Genomic DNA, 23,716 nt, shown 5'->3' with positions numbered 1-23,716 from the left:
TTTTTCTATTTTTTTGATGATTGATAAAGTCATATTTTTGATCAATATGCTGTCTCAAGATTTAATTTTTATTCGGCTCTGGTACGATTAACTTACCAAAAACTTTGATGACCTTTTTGGCATCTTCGTCTACAAAATTTTTAAAATCCGTTGATTCTTTAAAGTCTAGTATCAGATTTGCCTGCTTCATACCATTGACAAACCGGGGCGTTTTCACAGCCTTTGCGATTGCGAGGTTTAACTTTTTTAATACTTCGGGAGGGGTGCTAGCAGTCGTATAAATGCCCGTCCATAAGCGGTAACTAGAATCTAAAATACCTAATTCTTTAAAAGTGGGCGCATCTGGCACTAAGGGGTGTCTTTGATCGCCGGTTACCCCCAACACGCGAATTTTGCCACTACTGAGTTGAGCTGATAGGGTTGCGGGATTGACAGCCGTCGTATGCACTTCGCCACTCAGTAGTGCTAAGACGCTGGGACCTACTCCTTTGTACTGAATCTGCGTAAAGGAGGTTTTCAAAGCACTGCCAAGCAGTTCATATTGAATATGAATAGGGCCTAAATTACCTGAAGAGGAGTAATCAAAAAAACCAGGTTTTAGTTGAGCCGCTTTAAAAAACTCGCCCATATTTTTATAAGGCAAATCGGACCTAATGATGATGAAAATAGGATCATTCGATAAAAGTGCTAGGGGCTCAATTTGATTTAACTCATAAAGCGGTTTTCTAGCAGCTAGTCTCTCCGCTTCTGGGTAAGTAATATTCGCACTATTTAAAAGTACTAAGTTATAACCATCTGGATTGCCGTTGGCAACCTCTGCCGTACCAATTGCACCACCAGCACCTGTCTTATTAATCACAACAACCGGTTGATTTAATTCAAGAGAAAGAGGGCCGGATAACATTCGAGCCACCAAATCATTACTACCACCTGGCGCAAATGGCACAATCAGATTGATTGGTTTGGATGGAAATTTATCCTGTGCAAAACTACTTTGATGCAATAAACTGAAAACAAAACCGAGTGCAAAAATCGATACCTCTTTAAACCGATTGATCTTGAACATGATGTCCCTCAAAAAAGTCTTAGATTTATTGTTGATAGCTTTAATGTTTCTACTTCATACTATAAAACTAAAGAAAAAATAAGAGATCCCCATTTACCCTAAGATTGCTCTAAGATTGCCCTAAAATCACACTAAACTCACAATAAGCTCACCCTAAAATAAACCTAAGTTTTTAGAATGAAAACCGAAATAAATTATGACTAATTGGTTCGATTCAGTCGATATGTATTGTGAGCGCTTAGATCCGAGTTTTTGGGCTGAGCCTCTGAATGCCATCAGTAATCTATCCTTCATCGTGGCAGGGTTTTTACTATGGCGCTTAAGATCTCCTCGTTCTAAGCTGATTGCGACTCTGGTCATCCTCATCGGCTTAGGAAGTTTTAGCTTTCATACCTTCGCGAATCGCTTAACAGGCCTGATTGATGTTTTAGTCATCGCGATCTATTTGGTCACTTTTGTCTTTCTGATTCCCAAGCAGTGGTTCAGAAAATCAATCCTCATTCAATTGGGATCAACTCTACTGTTCATCATCATGGTTGTTTTGGCTCAACTGCTGATGAATCTATTAAAGCCTTCTGCCCCATGGTTACCACCAGGCATGTATCTCGGTGCTTGGTTAGCCCTGATTGTGTATGCAGTGGTTACCCAATATTCAAATAGACCGGCAGCTCGGTTTTTATGGCTAGCGGTCATCGTTTTTCCATTCTCTCTTCTAAGTCGTCAAGTTGATACGCCCTTATGCGATCTCACTAGTGTTTCACACGGTTCACACTGGTTATGGCATTTATTAAATGGACTCACTTTATACCTGAGTAGTTATGGTCTGTGCTTGAAACGAGACGCTAAATCTTAGGACTTAGGCTTTACAGGTTCTAGAGGTTCTACAAGTTATAAAGGGTTCCAAAGGAATCTGAAGGTTCTCTACTACGACCTATTTGACATCCTCTTCACCCAAAGGTCGGGGGGATATCAAAAAATGATTACTTAGCCGTGTTTTTTGGATATGATAGATACTATAAATATAAAAATACCAGCATCAATTTCTCGCGAGCACTTTGCGAGGATTGCATGAAAGTGCATAAGAATATGTATAAGAATATATATAAGAATATGAATAACTAAGGAGACAGAAGTTAAATGAGTAAAGATCCACGTGTTGAGTCAGCTATTGCCCATTGGGGGCCACGCTTTGTGTCGAATGGTATTTTACTAACCGATTTTCAAGAAGTGACGCAGGGCATTGATCGCTGGGAGGATTGGACTAGTGCTTGGAGTCAAAGAGCGCTCGTCCACGAAAATCTCGGCAAAGAAGCCCTAGATCAACAATATTTCTTGAGTGCTAGTGAGCATTTATCCCGCGCGGCGGTGTACTATCATTTTGCCAAATTCGTATCTGTAAATGATATCGATGTGATGCGCGTAGCGCACATGAAGGCGGTTGAATGCAAACAATTAGCTTTGCCCTATATGCGCCCTCCAGCGATACGCGTTGAAATTCCTTATATGGGGAAAACCTTGGCTGGTTTCTTACGCTTGCCTCATGTGGCTCACGGTGCCGCAGGTACTAATCAAAAACCACCCGTACTGATTATGGTCCCAGGCCTAGACTCAGCCAAAGAAGAGCTAGAAGCGTATGAGCTGCCCTTTTTGGCACGCGGCATGGCCACTTTACTGGTGGATGGTCCAGGCCAAGGTGAAGCGGAATATGATTTCCCAATTCGTGGGGATTATGAGGTGCCAGTAAAAGCAATCGTAGACTGGTTGATTCAGAGAAATGATATTGATCATACCCGGATTGGTTTATGGGGTGTGAGCTTAGGTGGTTACTACGCTCCTCGCGCAGCTGCTTTTGAAAAACGCTTAAAAGCCTGTATTGGTCTTGCTGGGCCTTATGATTTTTTTGATACTTGGGACCAATTACCACCCGTTACTAAAGAGGCATTTCGGGTGAGAAGTCATTTGGCGACCGAGGCGCAAGCGAAAGAATATAGCCGCACGCTGACCATGAAAAATGGTATTGCTCAACAAATTACTTGCCCCTTATTTTTAGTGACGGGTAAGTTAGATCGCTTAATTCCTTGGCAGGATACCAAGCGTATGGCAGATGAGGCTTCTGGTCCCACCGAATTATTAATTGTGGAAGATGGTAACCATATTGCCAATAACCGCCCTTACCGCTATCGACATCGCACAGCAGATTGGATGGCCGAGCAATTAGGTTTGCCACGCATTTAATCATCTTTCAATAGGAAAAAATATGACTCAATGGCAATTGATGAGAAATAAAGCAATCCATTTAACTACTGTTTTGCTGTTTAGTATTGGTCTTGGACTCACCCATTTAAATGGTTTTGCCCAAGCCTTCCCGAGTAAACCCATCAAACTAATTTCGGGGGCAACTGCCGGTAGTGCCTCAGATATTATTGCTCGGTCTATTGCAGAAAAATTGCAAAATGAATTTGGCGTTTCTGTGATCGTCGAGAACAAGCCCGGAGCTGCTGGGACGCTGGCGATTCAGACCATCTTAAATTCTCCGGCAGATGGGCACTCTGTCTTTGTGTATACGGGAGCGCATACTGTGTTGCCTCTGCTCAATAAGGTGAGTTACGACCCAGTCAAAGATTTTTCTGCTGTGGTACCTCTTGCCGTCGTCCCCAACGTGATGGTTGTATCACCCAATAAAGGCTATAAATCGGTCAAGGATGTCGTAGCAGCGGCTAAAAATATGCCAGGACAACTCAATTATGCATCGGCTGGCTTAGGTAGTGCTACGCATATGAGCGCAGAAAAATTTAAATTAGCCACTGGCATTGACGCGGTGCATGTGCCCTACAAGGGTTCTCCTGAGGCCATTACGGAGACGATGACGGGACGGATCGATTACTTTTTTGCGCCCTTAGTCTCAGCCTTACCAATGATTAAAGCGGGTAAATTAATTCCATTAGCAGTGAGCACACCGAAGCGTTCGTCCCAATTACCGGATGTCCCTACCCTAGCTGAAGCGGGTGTTGCTAAATCAGAATATTTATTTTGGATCGGCATGTTGGTGTCTTCAAAAACTCCACGCGATATTGTGAATAAATTAAATCAATCCACTTTAAAAGCGCTACAAGACAACGAAGTCAAAGAGCGCTTAGTGAGTCTCGGAGCTGAAGCATTACCCATGACTCCTGAGCAATTTGATCAATTAATTAAAGATGAACTCACTGCGAATGCAGTCGTGATTAAAGCAGCAGGCATTAAATCTGAGTAGGTAAAAGTCTGATCAGATAACTGCTACGTTTAACAGTTATCTGATTGGATATGAGTTAGTTCCAAAGCGTGAGTTAGTCCCAAAGCGGTGCTCTGCCAGCTGGGTTTGCTATTCTGCCATCGGGTTTGGCGAGTGCGTGGATTTGGGCCATCTCAGAAGGGCTTAGCGTGAAATTAAAGATATCTAAGTTTTGCGCAATCCGCTCAAGATTCGATGATCTTGGAATAGGAATAATATTGCCTTGTTGAGTGAGCCACCGCAGCACAATTTGGGCGATGGATTTATCTTTGTTTTTTGCCATCTCTGTCAGGACTGGATCATCAAATAAACGACCACGCGCGAGTGGGCAATACGCCGTAAAACTTAAGCCTTTGCTTTGACAATACGCTAATAATTTACTCTGATCGAGGTAGGGATGATACTCGGCTTGTAAAGAGACAATCGGTTCAGGGCAAAGCGACATCGCCTGCTCTAGGAGGGCAATATTAAAGTTGGCTACACCAATATGACGCGTTAAGCCTTGTTGCTTGGCTAGGGCTAAGGCAGTCATGGTTTCAGCCATTGGAATATTGTCAACAGTTGGCCAGTGGACGTGCAGCATATCAACATAGTCGACTTGAAGATTTTTTAAACTCTCATCTACTGATTTAGCAAAAGCATCTTTAGAGAGGTATTCGTGGGAGACTTTTGTGACTAAGAAGATTTCGCTACGTGGCACACCCGATGCACGGATCCCTTCGCCGACGCCTTTTTCTGAGCCGTATTTCCAGGCAGTATCAATATGCCGATAACCTAATTTTAAGGCATGGCAAACGAGTTCGGCACAGTCTCCTAATTGAGAAGTTCCAAAGCCAATTTGAGGAATACTACATCCTTGGGAGGTAATGACAGGTACAGAGGTTGGGTTATTCATGTGTGCTCCTTTTGTATTTAATTATTCTATGACCATCGTTAATCAGGACTCTTGAATGAAATGATTTCAATTTAGTACCACGTTCAAAGAGAGTATTTATATCTTATCATTGGATCAATGACCCCCTCCCAAAAAAGTACTATGTTTCAAAACTAGAGTAATGTTGCTTTTGACTCCCCTAATTATGGAGAAAATTGCGATGAAAAAATCCCGTTTTAATTAAGAACAAGTTACTGATGCATGACGTCAAATAGAATTTTCTCCTAAAGGATTGTCTACTTAATTGGGGGCACTACATCAGGAGATGAACGTTAGATACAGGGAAGTATGGTTTTAGCTCTCGACTCACTAAGGCTCTACCTTTTTCTACTGAGACAAGGCGCGATAGTACTAAAGCAACTTGCATATTACTAATGCATTAGTAATAAAATCATAATAGTTTCTGAACAAAATGGCTACTTTTACTCACTAGATGAAAGGCGCTCTAAATCGAGGGCGTCACTTTGTAAATATTCAGCTGCGCTCATTGAGTGATAGTCAACAATCAGCCCCTCGGGATTTGTAAAATGCTTACAGATGGGTAGTCTTTTCATCCAATCATCGCACCACTTCGCCCAAGTATGCCCGATAAATTTTTCAGGCGAACCTTCCTGCCGAACAAAATAGAAAGTTAGATCCACATGATCAGAATTCCAAGATGGTGCTGCTGCTACCCTGATTTCCGCTAAAGCTCTTAGTGCTTCCCCCTCGGACGATTCCTTGCCATGCTTTTCTTTAATCCTTTTTTGAAGTGGCTTTACAAATTCAGTAAATTCATCTGGAAACGCAAAACGTTGTCTTTTCCGAGCCAGTACTCTTTGAAAAGCTCTGACTTCGTCATCAGACTGTAATCCTCTGATTCGATCCCAGTCTGCGATAACTACCTTCTGCACAGTCATTACTCTATCAAGATCAGCAACGAGTTTTTTATCGGCGACCCCAGGTATAAAAGCATAACCAGGCCTTCGCCACCCAATAACATCTTCCAAGATTTCTTGTTTTACTTGAATTAGCGGTGCCAGTTCAACGAAGGGACGCAGGGCACAGGTTCGCACAAGGTCACAAGTCTGCGTTAATATTACAAAGCCCGCTACTTTAGAAGCAACCCAATCATCTTCCTCAACATCATCAATCATTACACGTGCTAGGGTGATGAATTCTCGATCACCCAAGTAACAATCTCCTTGCTTACAGTTTGCAAGAGTTGTGTCGATACGTTTGATCGTATCCTCTGAACAAGTAATTATTGACAAGATTAAATCCTATGAACGCGGACTCTTCTTGCAGTAGCATCAATGCTTTGCACTGGTTCTTCGATAGCATCTACCAAGATAGTGGGTTCGATTGGGAGACGCTCTTTAGATACAATAGTGGCTAGTCGAATGGGCGTTGATTTTTGAGGCTTCCATGTTCCCATCGCAGTCACGAACTCAACATAGTGCTTTTGCACCAGAAGATCAAAGGGCGCAACTCCATTCTTATCTGTCACAAACAATGATTGCCGATTAGCAGGCGCGTTTCCCTTATCAGCAGCTTTCATGGAAGAAAGTGATCGCTCTAAATGTTCGTGATGAGGTGCGGTCATTGTTTTACCGTTTGCCCAAAAATGTACCGCGCGACGAGACACTCCAAAAAGTTTTCCTATTTGATCCCAAGTCAGTCCAGTTAACTGACGTAATACAGCCAAGGAATGAAGATGCTTTTTAGTATTACGACTTTCTGCAAGTCCTGCGTCTGTTTTTGACTCCGCAAATCGAAAAGCCGCAGGATCAACAATAATCCCCGCAGAAGAACCAGGGGATACAGCAGCACTTATTAATGAGACAAAAATAAAACCCACGACTGGTTGTCTGCTCAATGAAGTTGGATATGCTGTATTGCTTGACCTTACCGAAGGGCTATGGAAATTCTCGACCATGTTCATTCTAGGCACCAAATCGAAGGAGGAATTCATCAGTTACAGCCCATCTGAAAAATGCGTAGCTTCTTTCCGCAAATAACTTCGCCTTTATTGTGATCTCACCAGATTGAAATCCGCTTGGGATCTCTTCGAAAACATCAAGATCAATCAAAAAACTTGGCTCATCAATTGGTAGTGTCGTTGATGGATCAACTGTTACGCCAGAAGGAACCATTCCCCAACGGGCAGTCATTTTCTTTCCTTCAAGATCAAATACTGTTTCCGATAATGAGAGATATATCGAATTAGCCATAGATGTTCCAACTACACCCGCTATCTCAGGTCGCACAAGTAATGACAGATCTTGCAGTTCTTTTCCGAGTATTCGATTTATATATCGAATACCAAGCCTAATCATCATTGCTGGTTTGATGTGCTCCTCAACGGCCTCAAGAATTACTTGTAACCGTTCAATGAAGTCATCACGGCTTGTATATTGAGTTGACTCCAACGTAATAAACTGAGAAGTCAGTGTGACCCTCCACTGCCAATCTACTGGATGATCAGAAAATCGCCAGTGCGTCATAGGAGGCGACAGATGCATCCCAATTCCAGGCATCTGAGAATTAAATCCGCTTTCCCTTATCAATGATGCGTATGAATGACTAATGGCGTCTTGAAAATCTGCAACTAACTCCGGGCTCTCAACTCCAAGAACTTCAGAGAACTTAATTTGAGCGATTACCCGAACCAGCGGAGCCTTGCTCAACGGAACTTGGGCGGGAATAGGCCCGTGAAGAGGGCTCATTTCAGTATGTGGAAGGGTGGCTGACATATCAGAAAAGAACTTTATTTTTGTGAAGTATGTAGTGAAGTAAGTGAGATTAATCTTACCACAAGACAGACGCAATCAGTTGCTAATTTACATAACCTCACATATTGAACCTCGCAGAAGATTCATAAGCTACTGATTTAAAGTTACTTTTTACTTCTTATTAAAAATTGAGGCTTCTGACATGAAATCATTAATGGATATAACGTTTCATTACTAATATCCATTTATTTATAGTTACTTTGTCTGAATAGAATAAAATCAACCAATACTTTATTTGCATAAAACAACATGAAATTATTAAAAAATAGAATTTCATTAGAAATCCCAAGCAGAGTCTTAAGAACTATCAACTCTATTAACAGGGAGTCTTTTTGCTGAATATTAATGAACAGAAAAGTCTAGAGCAAGAAGGTTTCAAATTACTTCGACTAGTTCTAATCGATTCACTGAGTCCGGGCAGAATCATTGAATTACCACTTGATGGTGGCACTGTTCTGACAGGTCGTAATGGCCGAGGCAAAACATCTCTTTTGCAACTATTACTGCTGTTTTATGGTGAAAGCCCCAATAAGATCGTCATCGCTGAGGCAGGACGTGAAAGCTTTGTTGGCTATTACTTACCTCGCACCACTTCCTACCTTGGCTTTGAATATCAACGCCAAGGTGGTCATAAACGCATGGTCGTTGCTTACCCTGATAAGCATGGTGAGCGAGTCTTGTACCGATTCATTCGACATGGCTATGACATCAACCAATTCCTGCAAGAGAATGGAGAATTCGTAAAAGTTTCTGACTTTTATAGACATCTTAAAAATCTTCAATTCCAATGCTCTGAGCGTCAAATAGAGACGCAAACGGAATATCGAAACATCATCCAGGGCATCCCAAGCAATTCGACTGATAGAAACCATCTCAAGTATTTGCGGGAGTTGACGCAAGAGTATTCGTTCACGACCTCCAAACAACCGTTACGACAAATCGAAAAAATTGTCAGCGGTATGTTTCGACGTAAAACTAATTTTGATGATCTACAAAGCATGGTTATCGACTGCGTATCGGATGATCTAGCATCACACGCTATTTCTGGCGACCGCCGTAAAATTGAGGACTGGCCCAAAGGTTATAAAGCTTACATGTCAGTCATGGCGCTTGCTCCAAAGATGCTAACGGCGGAAGAGGCTGAGACTCAGTTGAATGCGACCGAATATGCACTCGGTGAAATCTGCGCTAAATTTCGAAGTTTAATCAACCATCTAGATCTGCAAATTCATCAGCAAACCAGTGAAAAAGCCCAACTAGAAACATTGGCTGAAGAAGAGAAAAAGCAGTTTCAGATTAAATCTGATGCAATTAGTGGCGAGCAATTAAAGTCTCAGCAGAATACAGAATATGCTGAGGGTAAAGCACAAGAATTAAAACGAGCTTTTGACGCCTACGAAAAGAAGAATATTCAAGCACTTGCAACAAGAGTTCGCAATGCTCAAAGTTTACGAGACGAATTATCCCAAACTCAAATACGGAAAGACACATTACTAGGAGCTCAGTCAGAAATTGCTGCACGTTTTGAGAGTCTGAAACAAACGGTTAAAGACAGCTTCAATCAATTCAAAGATCAGCAATTTACAAACCGTCAACATCACGTCGAGGCTTTCGAACTAGAACTACATCAACTTGAAGAGGCTTTTGAAAATAATGATTTACGAGTTAAGGATGAAGTAGTAATCAAGCGTAAAGAACTGGATGAGCTTGTTCAAACTGCGATTCGTGAGTATGGCCGTTGTCTGCATGCTGTGGAGCATCCTCAGCCCGATGTCAAATCACTGGAGCTTCTTGAACACAAGCAAAGTGCTCTTGAATCCAAGAGAGCAGAAAAGGTACGGGTAGAAAATCAACGACGAGAGTATGAAGATGCTTATCAAAAAGCATTACAGGATTTTCAAAAACAAGAAGGTATCGTGTCCTTGTGTAATCGACAAGTGGTCGATGCGGAAAGAGAACTTGCTGAAAAAAGAAATCAGCTCACCCCTCTAGAGGGAAGCTTATTACATTTTCTCAGGTTAGAGAATCCCCATTGGGCGTCTGATATCGCCAAGGTAATTCGGGCTGATGTATTAGAGCGGTCTGACCTAGAACCGGGAATGATGGAATCCAACAATACTCTGTTTGGCTTATCGCTTGATCTAGAAAGACTTGATGCCCTCCCCGCTGCAAATATTAGTGAGGCAGAACAAGAAGTCGTTGTGGCAGAAACACGTTTCAAACAAGCTCAAGCAGAGTTAGAAAAAGCTCGCTTGCTACTTCAAAAAATATCTGAAAGCCGTGAAGCAATAGAGAATAATCGTAAAAAGCATGAGATATCCATCCAAAAAGCGAATGCTCAAGTACAGTCTGCACAGGCCGAAGTAGACGAGGCTAAAAGACAAGTTAAGAACAGTAAAGATCAGGTTCTTACTCTGGCAAATGAGCTGTTAGTCAATGCAGAGCAAACGTTAAACAAAGCTAAACAAGATTTAGTGCGATTTGATGAATCAGTTCAATCAGAATCAAAGCTATTGCGTGAACAATATCATCAACAAAAACGTGCCTTAAAGAAGAAGCGGGATGACGAAATCAATGTCATTAGGGCAGAAATCAACGCCCAAGAAGTGCAGCTTCAAACGAATCTTTCAAAATATGATAGCGAGCGTGATGCCGCCCTGCGCGAACAAGGTGTTGATACTGCAAAATTAAAAAGTATTGAAGATGAAATCACGCAGATCAAATCCGAGCTAGTAGCAATCCAAGGTTTTATCAAAGAAGTACAACAGTGGCAATATTGGCAAGAACATGAGTGGCCTAAATATGACGGCTTGGTAGCTGAAGCACAGAAGTTTCGAGCTGAGCATCAAAAATATAGCCAAGCATTGAGTGATCTCAATACTGAATGGCATAAACGAAGTCAAAGCTTGCAAGACCGATTAAAACAGTTTGGGATAAAGCTAGCGAATTATTATGAACAGCGTAAATCAGTAAATCAACGTTTAGAAACCATGATGGGCTATCCTGAAGTTGGTGTTCCTGAGTACGATCCGTCTTGGACTTTCGACGCTCTATCAAGCCTGGCCAATCAGAACACCAAAGAGGTTCATCGTCTTCTCGATACTATTCGTACTTTGATGAGTGAAGTAGCATCCGGTTTTCGACTGCATCAGGGCACGCCCCCAGAGCAATACATGCAAACGACCTTAGCGAACTTATCACCAACCCCTAGTAGGGAATGGATTTCACCCTTTAAGGCATGGTTCGCGAAGTCGCACCAAGAGCATCAGCGTCTCTTATTAATGGACGCCGTATCGATTGCTGGAGAAGTAAATGCTTTTCATCGATCGATGGAAGCATTTCATCTTCGGGTTCATCAATTTAATCGTGAACTACAGGATCACCTAGATACTAGCCTTGCCTTTGAATCTATTTCGAAGATTGGTGTTGAAGTAGTTTCCAGTATTAAAGAGCTGAAGTATTGGCCAGCCATTTGCGAGTTGGCTGAGGCATATCGTGCTTGGAGTAGTAGTGGTTCAAACGATCTGCCACCTCCTGAATTTGCTCAGACGATAGAACAATTACTTGAACACTGGGAAGTCAAAACGGGTATCCGAGCTGATCTCAAGGGTCTGATCCGTATTCAGGGTGAAGTGACAGAAAACGGTAATCGCAGAATATTCAAACGCGCGTCTGACCTTGAAGCAGTTTCCTCTAATGGTCTTTCTTACTTAGTACTCGCCACTATTTTTGTAGCATTTATCAATCGAATTCGTCGTAATGCCAACGTCAACATCATTTGGGCACTGGATGAACTCAAAGACCTCGACAATGGTAACGTCGTTGCGTTAATCGAGTTGCTTCAACAAAATAACATTACCCTTGCTTGTGCTTTTCCTGACCCAGATCCTGAAACGATGGAGTTGTTCCGGCACCGATTTACGGTGGAACCAGATCGACAATTAGCGCAGGTTCGAGTTGCTTTTGACGAACCGATTGATGAATTGATAGATCGAGATTCCGCAGGAGCCAATCATGTTTAATCAGGTGGTGCAATCATTATTAGCCGGAGAATTCATTTGCCAGGTGAGCGATCATGCCGGGTTTTCATATCTAAATGACCCTGCTCATCAACATGAGGTCAATACCTATGTTGGCCGAATTGGCTTGCAATTAACGGTTACCCGCCAAGGTGGTGCTTTTTTTATTGCTCATAACGTAGACGGCGGAGTAGATCGGAAAGCGGCCAAAGAAGTGTTTACAGAGATTAAACAGTCACTACGACCGTTGGTGAGTTTTCTGGATATGGTTATGCGTGTGATGCAAAACGATAATTTACTGATAGTCGGCACGCCAATAGAGGTGAATAAGTTAATGGCGGCCATTGATTCAAATCCCAGTTTTCGCAGTGACTTACAGACTTTAGCGATTCAACTGAAAGTCTCAGGGGATGGAACAGATCGTAACCGGTTAGAAAAAGTACTCAGGGTCTTTCGTGAAAAAGGCTATTTAATGCTTTCAAATCCAGAACGTGAAATTTACCAAATTACTGGAAAGATTGAATTTATCCAAGAGGTCATTGAATTTCTGATGGAGCATGATGCTATTGGGGGAATGGAAGATGAGCCACCATCTACTCAAGGTGAACTGTTATGAGTCAAAGTGTTGATACGATCGTGGCTTACCTCGAGGTATTGCACGCGAATAAGCATTTGATTGCAGCAGCTTACTGTAACAGTGGTATTGCGTCAAATGAGGAGAATCAGCGTAAGATTCGCCAACTCATGCAACATCGTGTCTTGATTCCCTATGTCCAACAAGACTTTAGAATTAGTCCTACTTTGGGTCGTCATTTAGACGAAGTCTTTCAGAGACAACGGAGCTACGCGGTAGGTGCTAATTTTGTTGATTTAGCCAATCGCTTGCGCCAATTAATCATCGAATATACGACCGCTAGTAATGAAAATCGACTGGAAGACCAAGAAGATTATGCAGCTGAATATGATGCTGGAGTTTTCGAATTAGCCTCATTGATTCATGATGAACTTCTTAGTCTTCGGGCTATCACAGAAAACCAATTTGCCAATGTCAGTACGATGGCTGAGAAGCAACGTCAAAATGAGTTTTATCTTGACCGTGCTGAAAAAATTGGTGAAACCATTGCATTACTTGAAGGAGAAAATTTACTAGGCACTCTCTCCGAGTCGCCACTACTAAAGCCATTATTAGAAGTCTATCAACATCAAGTTCTGGTGAAACTAGCTGGATGGCGCTCCACGCACATGGATATCACGTCAGTACTCAAGGCGTTCTTGTATCGTTTACGCCAAATTGAACCGAACGCAAGGCGAATTCGAGCATTTGCCCATTTTCTTCGGAAAAACCCAGACTATCAAACTCCTGATTCAGAAAGTATTCAAACATTACCCGCATGGTCATCTCGGTATGCGGGGCTTCGCCTCAAGACACATCCAGATTTATCTGTTTCACAATCGAGGGATGCGCTAGCTGAGATCGCCCAAAGTATCCCTTCTGCCAAAATTAGTATTGTTCGAGAAAGAGCTGCTGGTAGCCGAATCAATGATGGTGAAGTAAACGGAGTGCGAATCCTTCAGCCCAAACCCGTTCAACTGGCTTTTCATCGCTATTTGCAAGCAGCCTCTAGTTCACAAGTTCCGCTCTCAGCAATTGACTGGAAACGAAAGCAGTCTAAGTTTTCAACCCTAGGAGATGATGCCTGGTTACTTTACGCAATTCACTCCATTGAGATGTTAGGGAAGGAATTTAAATCGGGACGTTGGCAAGGCATTCAAGTAAAAAGAGATTTAGCCCCTGCTGAGCATATTAGATCAGGAAACATCGTAATTAAGGATGTGGCGCTATGGAAAAAAACCTGATTAATAGTTTGCTACGAATTTATCATGGTGAGAAGGATCGATATGCTGCTTCAGGCGTACTTACTCGTTTGATGGAAGATTTTAATATTGGTCAAAGAGTCGGGACTTCCATCGTTTTCTCGAATAATGATCGTGATTCGATTCGCAAATTATTAGCGACTGAAGGAATCGATGTTGAAACAACCCAGCTTGGACAGTGGCAAGAATTAAGTCGAACTGATAGTTTGGAGTTTAGTCATAATGAGAAAATGACAAATGCATCGGTCAGACAAGGTAGAGTCGCTGTAAAAGCCTTACCTGGAAATTTATTGTGGCTCGGTGATGAGAAAATATCTTTACCAATCAGCTCAAATCTTGATATCGATTGGCGATGGTTAGTAGGAAATTGCGATCACACATCTGTCTTACTAGTAGAAAACTGGGAAGCATTCGATAGAATCCATGAAGTTACTTTTGATCTTTCCCAAGCAGGTAAAAATCCTTTGGTAGTCTTTAGAGGAAGTCCTGTATATCGCCAAGATTACGTCATCGCCTTGTTGAATGTTTTAGCGCTGCCAGTCTTTGCATTTGTTGACCTTGATCCCTCTGGACTCATTTTGGCGCAAAGTACGCCACATTTTGAGGGGCTGATGGTTCCTCCTACTCTTGAGCTCGTATCCGCATTGAAGTCTGTCAAGAATTACTCACGGTATCGTAGTCAGTTGATTCAGTCTCAAAGTATTCTGAATAATTCAACACATCCAGATATTGTTAAGCATTGGAAGTTACTGCAAGAATATGGAACAGCATTGCCGCAAGAGTATTTTTTGATGAAAAGAACTTCCTAGAGAATCTCATTGAGAAGATTGAAGCTTTAAATTTTATAGCTTTACTTTATGGTCGAAATTTCTAAATTCACTCAACAAAAAATTAATCTTGCAAAAATCATTGTTTAGCTATATATATCAATACATATCAATAAATACTCTGATAAATCAACATAATGAAAAATTAAGATGCAACCATGATCTGACCTTAAGTTATCAAGATCTAATTAGTTTTTTACTTAACACTCCCTACTCAATTCTGACTAACTGAAATACGGTATTTAACCTTGTGGTTTATTTAAGAACTATGTTCGGTTGAAACAGGAGCCAATACACTTAGTTACCCTGCATTAAAAATTCCGAGACATTTCATGTCATGACAAAGAAGATTTGACAATTGATAAAGGCATGGATTCAAGTCCGAATTACTTAAAATATGAGCACTTCAATTTATTGAGTTAATATTCCTATATATTTTATTAATTTTGGTGAATATATGGCTTATGTTTCATTCATTTCTGACCAGCGCTTTAAAGAAATTGTTAGTGAACTATTAGCAATTGGCGATACCGCCAAAATCAAAGCAACGCAAGATTTTGACCGAAATGTGATTGATCCCTTCTCTATGCTGATGGAAATGGCAAGTTTTGACATGAATTTTGAAGAATGGGTCAAAAGTGAAAAGAGCCGACAAGTACAAAAATCTTTATCAAATGACATAGGTCTTCTTCATCAAAAGATTCTTGGCTCTGTGGGTAATTGGCAAGATTTAAAAAAAGGTAATGTGGTTGATCTCGTAAATACTGACTTAAAAATCATCGCTGAAGTTAAAAACAAACACAACACCGTAAAAGGTTCAGACAAAGTTGGTACATACAAAGAATTAGAAAGCCTAATTATGCCTAAAACCAGTATTTATAAAGGCTATAAAGCTTACTATGTAGAAATTATTCCTAGTACCTCAAACGGTTATGAAAAGGTATTTACACCTTCTGATAAAAAAACTGGGACAAAATGTGACCCAAATCCAAATATCATTCAAATTGATGGTCTTCGGTTTTACAAATTAGTCACCGGGGTGGATGATGCTTTAGAACAAATATTCAATGCAATTCCACAAGTTATAAAAGACTGTCGAGCCAATGTAACAATGGGCGGAATTGACGAAGCCAAGAAGTTCTTTAACACAGCTTATATTCCAAAACTAAAGACTTCTCATCGTAAGAGTTAGACAACATTGCAATAATTGCTTTACCAATGTGATAACCAAGATTGACTGGTACTGCATTTCCAATTTGCTTATATTGCGATGCAGTTGAACCTGAGAATTGCCACTCATCAGGAAATGATTGAATACGAGCATACTCTCTAACATTTAATGGTCTAGTTTCGCTTGGGTGACAGCGTTCAGTTTGCTTTTGAGCTGGGTTACAAGTAAGGGTTAGTGAGGGTTCATCCCATGACAATCTTCTAGCCATACCGGTCTTACCGCCTCCGAGGTAAAAACTTGCCCCCATATATTTCTTCTGAAGATCCATCGGCAAATCTCTCCAATATCCTCCTTCAGGGATTAATTCCATAATTTTCTTTTTTTCAGTAGTGTAGTTTTGACCACTTGCTGGTGGCACTCCACGCAGAACTTCTCGCATACTAACTGTATAGTTTTGTTCTTTTGGGAAAGCAATTAAATGCTTTAAATCTTTTCTTATTCCGAAGATGACCAATCTCTCACGCTTTTGTGCCACATCGAAATACTGAGCGCGCAGTACCCTATAAGCCACATCGTAGCCAAGCTCATCCAACACGTCAAGCATTGTCTGAAGCGTTCGTCCATTATCATGCCTCTCTAAGCCTTTAACATTCTCACCAAGAATCACTTTAGGATTAATTTCTTTTACTGCGCGAGCATATTCAAAAAATAAAGTTCCTCTTGTGTCTTCAAAACCCATTCTTTTACCGGCATAACTAAAAGCTTGGCAAGGAAAACCACCCGCTACAACATCCGCTTGAGTTTTCTTAAAATCAACCTTTGCTATATCTTCAGCAACAACATTCCACTTAGGACGATTGATTTTTAAAGTCTCTGCCGCCTTTTTATCTATTTCGACAAGCAAGTTACAAGCTAAGCCTGCATTTTCCATACCTAGGGCTAATCCTCCAGCACCTGCAAATAGTTCAACAACAGAGTATCCAGACTTCTTTTTAGCCTTTAAAACCTTATATCCAACATCGCCATTCCCGCTATTTTTGGCTAATAACCTATCCAATTCTTGCTTATCAAAATAGCGGTGGCCAGAACTAGACCGATGAGCCTTAATTAAGCCCTTCTTCTCCCAACGACGAATGGTATCAAGAGAAACGCCAAGCTTTTCGCTTGCGTCAGATATTGAAATGTGTGATGAAGTTAGGATCATTAGTAACCTTTGCCTATGCAATGGTTACTATTTTACATTCTTTTTATTATCAAGTCTACTTTATAGTTGGCGAACACTAAATATGTTTAGAATTCCGAAAGTAATTAGCTGGAAATTTCACTTAAATGTTTTAATGCTAATTGCATTGAGAAATTATGCAGTTCTTCTTGGTCAATGAACTGCTCGTTAGATTCAATTTGAAAACTATCAGGGGAAATTTCTTCCACTCGAATACCCACAGAAGATAAAAAAAAGATAATTGTTGAAAGGTCTCTTCTTGAAAATATAACTTTATGAGCATTTTCTTTTATCTGTTGTAGAGGGTCTTCAACAGGTAATTCCATGCTTGGATCAGTTTTTTCTAAATATTCAATTGTTAAAGAACCTTCTTCAACTTCAGTATAAATTTTGTTATTTTTTGGAAGTGATTCTAATGGAATGACAGGAATGGGTTGGCTCATTTTTACCTCGGAAGTATTCTCTTCCATGAGAATCGATTCGGGCTGACCTAATTCTTTAACTTTTTTTTTAAAATATTTTGAAATGACCTCATCTCCATTAGAATCCCTTAGTTTGGCAAAGTCTAGTACAAGAGTTTTTTTGCCGAAAGACTCAAAGTAAATGTCAATTTTAGAACTCGGTTCATCACCATTCAGGGCTAAAATTCGCCCTTCTCCAAACTTGGGATGTGAAACAATATCACCAACTGCAAGTGCTTTTATCTTCTCTAACTCTTCAGAAGCGGATATTTCAGAACTACCATCTTGATTCGATTGAGGATCAACATTCAAATTTTCGTCACTAAATGTGAGTGGCGAATTTTCGATGACCTCTTCCACCTTGTCAATAGATAACTTAATTGATGGGGAATCACTCACAACTTCCACCTCAGTTTCAGGATTAGAAGTCTTTGACCCAAAAACCCAAGTTCTCTTCAAAACAAGGCTTGGTATAGAAGTTAAAGCTCCTAAAGGCTGAATACCTCTAGACGTCAGCTCATTAATAAGTTCGTTAAAAACCATATCTTTATTTAATGACCAAGTCGATGCAAAACAACGCCAAAATTCCCAACCGGCTCTCTCGAGTATTCTTTGTCTTGTCATATCAGCTTGCCAGCGTTCGGGGCCGTGAAAATCATCCCCATCCAACTCGATAGCAAGTCGAGCATCTCCTGCACCTTCAACAACCATATCGATACTAAATGAACCAGACTTCACTTGGGGAGTAACTTTGTATCCCTTATCTGATAGGAGTTTGAAAACTTCTCTCTCAAATCCACTTTCACAAAGATCAATTAACTCAGCAGTATCTTTAATATCTGCAACTAATGGCTTATCAAAATGCTCCAACAATGTTCGCCTTAAGTCTTTAGCGGAAAGCTCATCGAATTGAATCGATCTAACTAAATACATACGATCTCTTGCTCGACTAGCTGCAACGTTGAATCTTTGTTCATATTGATTACCTGACAAGGCATATGATGAGTTTCTATCAATAACCATCGACAAAAAAACAATATCTCTCTCACTACCTTGGAAAGTTTTTGCATCTCCACAAGCAAAATCTCTCTTCATTAACTCAGCCGCAGAATATCTCTCACGAACAATTGAATCTATCAACTTAGCTTGCTCAAAACCGAGAAGAGAAACAACTCCAATTGTTCTTTCTTGCATTTCATGATTTGCAAGAATCAGCCCTATTTCTTCAGCGATGAATTCGGCTTCAAGTCGATTGGTGTTTCGATCACTCTTAAGACCTTCGGTAACGTATACATCGACCAAGGGAGGGTCTAACCTCTCGGTAGCTTTCGGTATTCTTAATGGAAGAATTTCATGTTGATAAAAAGTTTTATTCGAATACTCAATAATTGCTGGCACGCATCTAAAGTGCTCTCTTAACATCACTTGATTACCAGCATATACCCTGGCGGCCAAATCGTACAAAGAACTTTCAGGTGTCATGTTTTGTTTATAGGGCATGTCCCTCAAAAATCGATTAATCAAATTATCGATATGAGTCGACTTGATAAATCCAGCATCGGGCGATACCTGCTTATCATCTCCGACAACTAAGACTTTCTTACCTCTCACAATTGCAGGTAAAGCTAATAAGTCGGATTGACTAGCTTCATCAACAATAACCAAATCAAAGACTCCAAATTCAGATGGCATAGATTCAGATATCTTGCCATGACTCATAATCCAACAAGGAATAGCTCCTTGTGCATCTAACATGGCCGTTCTAGCATCTCTTCTATATCGAGGTGCATTAGTCCCAGTTCCTTTGCCAATTCTTTTAATAGCAGTTGCATAACCAGATAATGCTTGTAGAACTCGCGGAGAAGCATTATTTTTAGTTGATAGCCATGCTTCTTTTGCAACCATTTCCTTGTAAAGTCTAGCTAAATTAAGCTCAGCTGCACGTCTTTTTGCATACATTTCAACTAATTCAGACCTTGCTTCAATTTGATCCAAATAATTTCGGATTCTAGCCCAATTCCAAGCCTCACGCCAATTCAAAGGCAATGCCAAATCTTGATCTGATTGATCAACAGGGTCAGTTCTTAATTTTTGAGCAAGCTTAATGCCTCCGGAGTTCTGAATATATTTACTTAATTCACTAATTGTTTTTAAATAACTACTTAAACCATTAACGCGTTTAAGTTCAGCAATAAGATTTGCATATTGAGACGTCACGGTTATTTGTGGCAAATCTTTATCGCCAAGAATCTTTTCAGTAAAAACCTTTAATTTCTCGGTAATATCACCCGAACAATCGGAGAGTTTTGCCTGAAGTATTCTTAAGTTTATAGTCGCTTGATTTAAAGACTGTTTAAATAAATGTTGATTTAAATGTTGGCGAACAACATTTAAATCGTTTAATCCTCCATGTAACTCAATTAAAGGAGGATTCTTAAATATCTTTTCAGCATACCTTGAGAGAGATTTATCATAGTTTGTTGCTAAATCATGAGCTTTCTTGGCGAGTAATGCCATGCGCTCAATATTTCTCAAAAATAAAATACCACCCTCAAGTTGAGGAATACCTAAAGAATCAGCTATTTGATTCCAACGAGTGGTAAATGTTATTAACTTTTCATCTAAATCTAAATATTTTTTAATATGTGCCCAATCTTCTTGGCTGCTTGGAGGCAAACCAGAAACTCGAATAACAGTAACTAGTTTTTTAATATCTCCATTCCCAATAAATGAAAACAAAGAAAATGGCTTACCATTTGATATGGCTTTAATAATTGCCTGTTTAACCTTTGCGGATCTTATTCCCTCCTCAGGAAAATCAATTGGCTTCTGAAGAAACTCTAAACGGGCATTAATTAGATGATCAATTTCATTAAATAACGCCTCAAGAGCTAGTTTTTCAGCATTAAATGATGGATTACGCAGAGACTTTCTAAGTAAAAATGGCCATGAATTTTCTTCCGTTTCAAAATCTAAAGCAATTTCTCTAGCTTTTTCTAAGTCAAGTAACATCCGCCTTATAACTTCAAAGATTTCCTCTGTAGAAGAAGTAATAGGTAAAAGCTTGCCGGAAGACTCACTTTCATTCAATTCTTTAATTTTTGAAAGAGTCTCGTGAAGTTTTGCGATTTCATCAATAGTTGGAAGAGATTCAGTAACAGGAACTTTTACATCTAAATAAGTAATATCATTTTTTAAGAATCGTCTTGCGTCTCTCAGTCTGTTCTCTTGATCTAAATCAATAGGAATAGCATTTGATTGATCAAGAGTTAATTCATCACGGAACCATCCAAATAAATCTTGTCCACTAACAACAAGGTCAGCCATTTTTTGTGCTCTCAACTTTTGACCATCAACCTCAACGTCAGATAACTGAGCTAAAGCAATTTCATCAACCCTTCGGTCAATTTTTATTAATTCAGAATGAACTAAATCAATCTTATTTTTTAAGATGTCAATTTCTTCTCTAGCAATTTGGGGATGAATTTGTGAAACGCCATGTTGAATTGAACTAATAGACTTCTCAAACTGCGCCATACCCTGACGGTCATTCGTCAACAAAGCGACGGTTAAATGACGAACATCTTCTGGGATTTTTTCTTGCAAAACCTTTAAGGCTGGTTCCCCCTTAGATGTTACTAATACCCGTTTACCTGTAGCTAAATAATGGCAAATAATATTTGCGATGGTATGCGTCTTACCCGTTCCTGGTGGCCCTTGAACAGTAACGCCTGGAGAACTTTCTAATTGCTGAATTATGGTTACCTGTTCTTGGTTATAAGGTAAAGGGAAAAATAATTCTTTTGGCTTTGATCCACTACCATTACCCCGGCTAGATACACCTCTGAAATTAATGGTTTCATACCGAACCACGTCATCCGAGGGAGGAGTAACTAATGCCAAGGAACCTAAAGGAATCTCACATCCTTCCTCTAACTTTTTAATTAGACGCTCCAAGTCTGCTTGCAAGTAACTATTGTTTTTAGGTCGTGTAAAAATTACCCACAAATCTGTTACGTTGAAATTATCAGTCGGGGTAAGAAAGTTTTTTGGCTCAATAGTTTCTTCATATGTACCTTTACTTTGAATGCCTCCCGAAAGCATTTTAAGTACATCTTGATAGGTCGAGGAGTCAAAAGGATTCAGAACCCTTTCTGGATTACTTGTTAATTGAGCTTTACCTCTATATTCAAGATCTGCAGCTCCAGCTATCGATGCGGCTATAAAAGGTTCAATCTCAATTCTTGGTTCTAGAGACCTGGATCTAAGTTCAATATCCATATTCTCTTCTAGAGAAATTTCAACTGCCTGAGTAATCAATGGGTATTGGTAATCAAATAAGCCACCTTCATATTGCATTTTCCATGCTGAAACGCCTATCCCCCAGACTAATTCCGAAGGTTTTGAAGCCTCTTCAGACTCCATTTGATTTTTTAATGCAAATAAGTCCGAATACAACTTGATTGTTTCACGCCTTGGTTTTTCAGCTAAGGCCCAACTCCGCCAATTTTGCTTATATGCATCTAAATATACTTTTAAGCTGGTTCGTAGTTGAACTAACTCCCTATCTCTCTCTTCTTGCGAAAATTCATCTCCAAATTTTTGAATAATTTTCTGAAGAAGCGCTGACTCAATAATTTCAGGTTCTTTGGAAAAAGGATTATCTCTGACCTCGATTAAATCCTTGAACTCTTCATTGGTAATTCTTGGGGAGGGCTGCTCTTCTAACCGACTAACACGTAACCAAATATGATCTTCTGGTACCTGAATATTTAAAGTTACACCCGGCTTATTCTGAATATCTAATGCCTTGATTTTCCAACCAACTTGATTAGCTAAGTTAAAACCTCGTGGATCAATACTTTTTAATTGTTCACCAATATAATCAAATACTTGGCACAAAAGATTTCTTGGTTCTGGCATTTTTATTAGTTCACAAAAAGAATTGTTTAATCATAACAAAATTAAGTAATTATTTAATCAAAAAGAAAGCTCAATGAATGAGCCTAATCGCCTCTAAATTGAGCCCAAAGCTTTAAAAAATCAACAGCCTTTTGCTCAGAAGCAATTTTTCTTGCTCCATGAGCGCTAAAAAGAATAGTAGTGTTGATTCGGTTTAGTTGCTTACGAACTACTGTAGAGGATATATTTTTTGCACCTTTTATTTTTTCAACATAGATTAATTTCTCGCCAGTTTCTTTTATATCTTCAATTAAGATAACTCTAGAGGGACACTGAAATTCAAAACCTCTTCCCTTAGACCACCGCCAACTTATCAAATCATCGACTGAAACATTCTCCGAACCGTCCCAAAATATTTTATCTAGCTTAAATTTTTCCTTATCAAGAATTAATTCATTTGCCTTCACTACAGCTAACTTGTCTACTGCCATAGCTTCTTGAGACCAATCCGCACTTATAACTGACGCAATCCATACCGGAGACCTATTAGATTTTTTCTTTTTTTGATTTAAATTTGAGCCTCCAAAGAAAAAACTGTCTTCCTGTTTATAAAGTGGAATTGATGATTTGGCAACTCAACAGTAATTAAATCACCACATAATTCCTTTATGAAAAATTTTGCATCATTAATCAACCCCAAATCTGTGGTTTCGATACATGCTTCAGATAAGCCTTGGGAGGTCTTAGATACATTTGGGGATCCCACAAACAATCTTCGCCCTAATACGTAAACTTTGGCATGTAGTGACGAGTAGTTATAAACTTGAACGCCCCGATTAATTAATTTCAAAACTTCTGATGGGTTAACTTGTCCTGCCTTAATTGACTCACGATTAAAACGAGTAACCAACACACTTCCTTTAGTCATTGGTAGGTCAATTGCAGAGCCTTTTCCTAAAAAAGGTACGGCTACCCAACTTTTTTGTTTTGAGGTATATTTTTTAATTTGGGGCCATGGATGGGGAGCGTGAAATTTTAGTATCATTTGATTAACTCATTTACAGTAATTAGCTATAGACTATCAATTCAGAAGCTCACTTGATGATCCTAGCTTTCTTACGATTTATACATCAATCGGTTTAACATTGCCATTATTCAAAATACAGACTGTCCTTATGCTTCTCTCAACGAGAT

At 39.9% G+C, this 23,716-nt stretch carries 17 protein-coding genes; 8 read left to right on the top strand and 9 right to left on the bottom strand.

Going from position 1 to position 23,716, the window contains the following annotated elements:
- Positions 1-61: 61 nt before the first annotated feature.
- Positions 62-1,066, bottom strand: coding sequence for a tripartite tricarboxylate transporter substrate binding protein (locus AOC35_RS02415; RefSeq protein WP_108645605.1), 1,005 nt, complete (start codon positions 1,064-1,066; stop codon positions 62-64).
- A 196-nt stretch (positions 1,067-1,262) separates the two neighbouring features.
- Here AOC35_RS02415 and AOC35_RS02410 point away from each other — a divergent pair, with 196 nt between their 5' ends.
- The 3 genes from AOC35_RS02410 to AOC35_RS02400 all read left to right on the top strand — a co-directional run bounded on the left by AOC35_RS02410 (position 1,263) and on the right by AOC35_RS02400 (position 4,319).
- A complete protein-coding gene (locus AOC35_RS02410; RefSeq protein ID WP_108645604.1) occupies positions 1,263-1,919 on the top strand; it encodes a ceramidase domain-containing protein in 657 nt (218 codons plus the stop codon).
- A gap of 284 nt (positions 1,920-2,203) precedes the next feature.
- Entirely contained in the window at positions 2,204-3,301 is a 1,098-nt protein-coding gene (locus AOC35_RS02405; RefSeq protein ID WP_108645603.1) for an alpha/beta hydrolase family protein, read from the top strand.
- 22 nt (positions 3,302-3,323) lie between these two features.
- On the top strand, positions 3,324-4,319 hold the full coding sequence (locus tag AOC35_RS02400; RefSeq protein ID WP_108645602.1) for a Bug family tripartite tricarboxylate transporter substrate binding protein: 996 nt from the start codon (positions 3,324-3,326) through the stop codon (positions 4,317-4,319).
- A gap of 73 nt (positions 4,320-4,392) precedes the next feature.
- On the opposite strand, the gene AOC35_RS02395 is transcribed toward AOC35_RS02400, so the two are convergent.
- The 4 genes from AOC35_RS02395 to AOC35_RS02380 form a co-directional block, all read right to left on the bottom strand.
- Positions 4,393-5,232, bottom strand: a complete 840-nt coding sequence (locus AOC35_RS02395) for an aldo/keto reductase (protein ID WP_108645601.1) — start codon at positions 5,230-5,232, stop codon at positions 4,393-4,395.
- 461 nt (positions 5,233-5,693) lie between these two features.
- Positions 5,694-6,524 (bottom strand): hypothetical protein, encoded by an 831-nt coding sequence (locus tag AOC35_RS02390; RefSeq protein WP_211307463.1) that lies wholly within the window; start codon positions 6,522-6,524, stop codon positions 5,694-5,696.
- Positions 6,525-6,526: 2 nt separating this feature from the next.
- Entirely contained in the window at positions 6,527-7,225 is a 699-nt protein-coding gene (locus AOC35_RS02385; protein ID WP_159077449.1) for a hypothetical protein, read from the bottom strand.
- Positions 7,197-8,006, bottom strand: coding sequence for a TIGR04255 family protein (locus tag AOC35_RS02380; protein WP_108645599.1), 810 nt, complete (start codon positions 8,004-8,006; stop codon positions 7,197-7,199). The genes AOC35_RS02385 and AOC35_RS02380 overlap by 29 nt, the downstream gene beginning before the upstream one ends.
- Before the next feature lie 371 nt (positions 8,007-8,377).
- Between AOC35_RS02380 and AOC35_RS02375 the strand changes: the two genes are divergently transcribed.
- The 5 genes from AOC35_RS02375 to AOC35_RS02355 all read left to right on the top strand — a co-directional run bounded on the left by AOC35_RS02375 (position 8,378) and on the right by AOC35_RS02355 (position 15,958).
- Positions 8,378-12,067 carry an ATP-binding protein gene (locus AOC35_RS02375; RefSeq protein ID WP_108645598.1) on the top strand — a complete coding sequence of 1,230 codons (3,690 nt, stop codon included), beginning with the start codon at positions 8,378-8,380 and terminating at the stop codon, positions 12,065-12,067.
- The gene (locus AOC35_RS02370) at positions 12,060-12,680 is read left to right on the top strand and encodes a condensin complex protein MksE (RefSeq protein ID WP_108645597.1); all 621 of its coding nucleotides are present in this window, start codon (positions 12,060-12,062) and stop codon (positions 12,678-12,680) included. The genes AOC35_RS02375 and AOC35_RS02370 overlap by 8 nt, the downstream gene beginning before the upstream one ends.
- Positions 12,677-13,921 carry a hypothetical protein gene (locus AOC35_RS02365; RefSeq protein WP_108645596.1) on the top strand — a complete coding sequence of 415 codons (1,245 nt, stop codon included), beginning with the start codon at positions 12,677-12,679 and terminating at the stop codon, positions 13,919-13,921. Before AOC35_RS02370 ends, AOC35_RS02365 begins: the two co-directional genes overlap by 4 nt.
- A complete protein-coding gene (locus AOC35_RS02360) occupies positions 13,906-14,748 on the top strand; it encodes a DUF7281 domain-containing protein (RefSeq protein WP_108645595.1) in 843 nt (280 codons plus the stop codon). Before AOC35_RS02365 ends, AOC35_RS02360 begins: the two co-directional genes overlap by 16 nt.
- A gap of 475 nt (positions 14,749-15,223) precedes the next feature.
- On the top strand, positions 15,224-15,958 hold the full coding sequence (locus AOC35_RS02355; protein WP_108645594.1) for an Eco47II family restriction endonuclease: 735 nt from the start codon (positions 15,224-15,226) through the stop codon (positions 15,956-15,958).
- Here AOC35_RS02355 and dcm read toward each other — a convergent pair.
- From dcm to AOC35_RS02335, 4 genes are all read right to left on the bottom strand, one after another.
- Positions 15,909-17,141, bottom strand: coding sequence for a DNA (cytosine-5-)-methyltransferase (dcm, locus tag AOC35_RS02350; protein ID WP_108645593.1), 1,233 nt, complete (start codon positions 17,139-17,141; stop codon positions 15,909-15,911). The two genes, AOC35_RS02355 and dcm, sit on opposite strands and share 50 nt — an antisense overlap.
- A gap of 104 nt (positions 17,142-17,245) precedes the next feature.
- Positions 17,246-22,543, bottom strand: coding sequence for an AAA domain-containing protein (locus AOC35_RS02345; protein WP_108645592.1), 5,298 nt, complete (start codon positions 22,541-22,543; stop codon positions 17,246-17,248).
- An 83-nt stretch (positions 22,544-22,626) separates the two neighbouring features.
- A complete protein-coding gene (locus AOC35_RS02340; RefSeq protein WP_159077448.1) occupies positions 22,627-22,989 on the bottom strand; it encodes a hypothetical protein in 363 nt (120 codons plus the stop codon).
- Positions 22,990-23,090: 101 nt separating this feature from the next.
- A complete protein-coding gene (locus tag AOC35_RS02335; protein ID WP_108645590.1) occupies positions 23,091-23,567 on the bottom strand; it encodes a hypothetical protein in 477 nt (158 codons plus the stop codon).
- Positions 23,568-23,716 lie beyond the last annotated feature (149 nt).

Origin of the sequence: Polynucleobacter rarus, from assembly GCF_003072505.1 — a bacterium.
Lineage (GTDB): Bacteria > Pseudomonadota > Gammaproteobacteria > Burkholderiales > Burkholderiaceae > Polynucleobacter > Polynucleobacter rarus.
Note: the sequence above shows the minus strand (reverse complement) of the source record. Positions and strands in the feature narration are given on the sequence as shown.

What these genes read in the sequence shown, in the direction of transcription:
- AOC35_RS02415 (WP_108645605.1), bottom strand. Translation starts at nt 1,066, where the DNA reads ATGTTCAAGATCAATCGGTTTAAAGAGGTATCGATTTTTGCACTCGGT.
- AOC35_RS02410 (WP_108645604.1), top strand. Translation starts at nt 1,263, where the DNA reads ATGACTAATTGGTTCGATTCAGTCGATATGTATTGTGAGCGCTTAGAT.
- AOC35_RS02405 (WP_108645603.1), top strand. Translation starts at nt 2,204, where the DNA reads ATGAGTAAAGATCCACGTGTTGAGTCAGCTATTGCCCATTGGGGGCCA.
- AOC35_RS02400 (WP_108645602.1), top strand. Translation starts at nt 3,324, where the DNA reads ATGACTCAATGGCAATTGATGAGAAATAAAGCAATCCATTTAACTACT.
- AOC35_RS02395 (WP_108645601.1), bottom strand. Translation starts at nt 5,232, where the DNA reads ATGAATAACCCAACCTCTGTACCTGTCATTACCTCCCAAGGATGTAGT.
- AOC35_RS02385 (WP_159077449.1), bottom strand. Translation starts at nt 7,225, where the DNA reads ATGAATTCCTCCTTCGATTTGGTGCCTAGAATGAACATGGTCGAGAAT.
- AOC35_RS02380 (WP_108645599.1), bottom strand. Translation starts at nt 8,006, where the DNA reads ATGTCAGCCACCCTTCCACATACTGAAATGAGCCCTCTTCACGGGCCT.
- AOC35_RS02370 (WP_108645597.1), top strand. Translation starts at nt 12,060, where the DNA reads ATGTTTAATCAGGTGGTGCAATCATTATTAGCCGGAGAATTCATTTGC.
- AOC35_RS02365 (WP_108645596.1), top strand. Translation starts at nt 12,677, where the DNA reads ATGAGTCAAAGTGTTGATACGATCGTGGCTTACCTCGAGGTATTGCAC.
- AOC35_RS02360 (WP_108645595.1), top strand. Translation starts at nt 13,906, where the DNA reads ATGGAAAAAAACCTGATTAATAGTTTGCTACGAATTTATCATGGTGAG.
- AOC35_RS02355 (WP_108645594.1), top strand. Translation starts at nt 15,224, where the DNA reads ATGGCTTATGTTTCATTCATTTCTGACCAGCGCTTTAAAGAAATTGTT.
- dcm (WP_108645593.1), bottom strand. Translation starts at nt 17,141, where the DNA reads ATGATCCTAACTTCATCACACATTTCAATATCTGACGCAAGCGAAAAG.
- AOC35_RS02345 (WP_108645592.1), bottom strand. Translation starts at nt 22,543, where the DNA reads ATGCCAGAACCAAGAAATCTTTTGTGCCAAGTATTTGATTATATTGGT.
- AOC35_RS02335 (WP_108645590.1), bottom strand. Translation starts at nt 23,567, where the DNA reads ATGATACTAAAATTTCACGCTCCCCATCCATGGCCCCAAATTAAAAAA.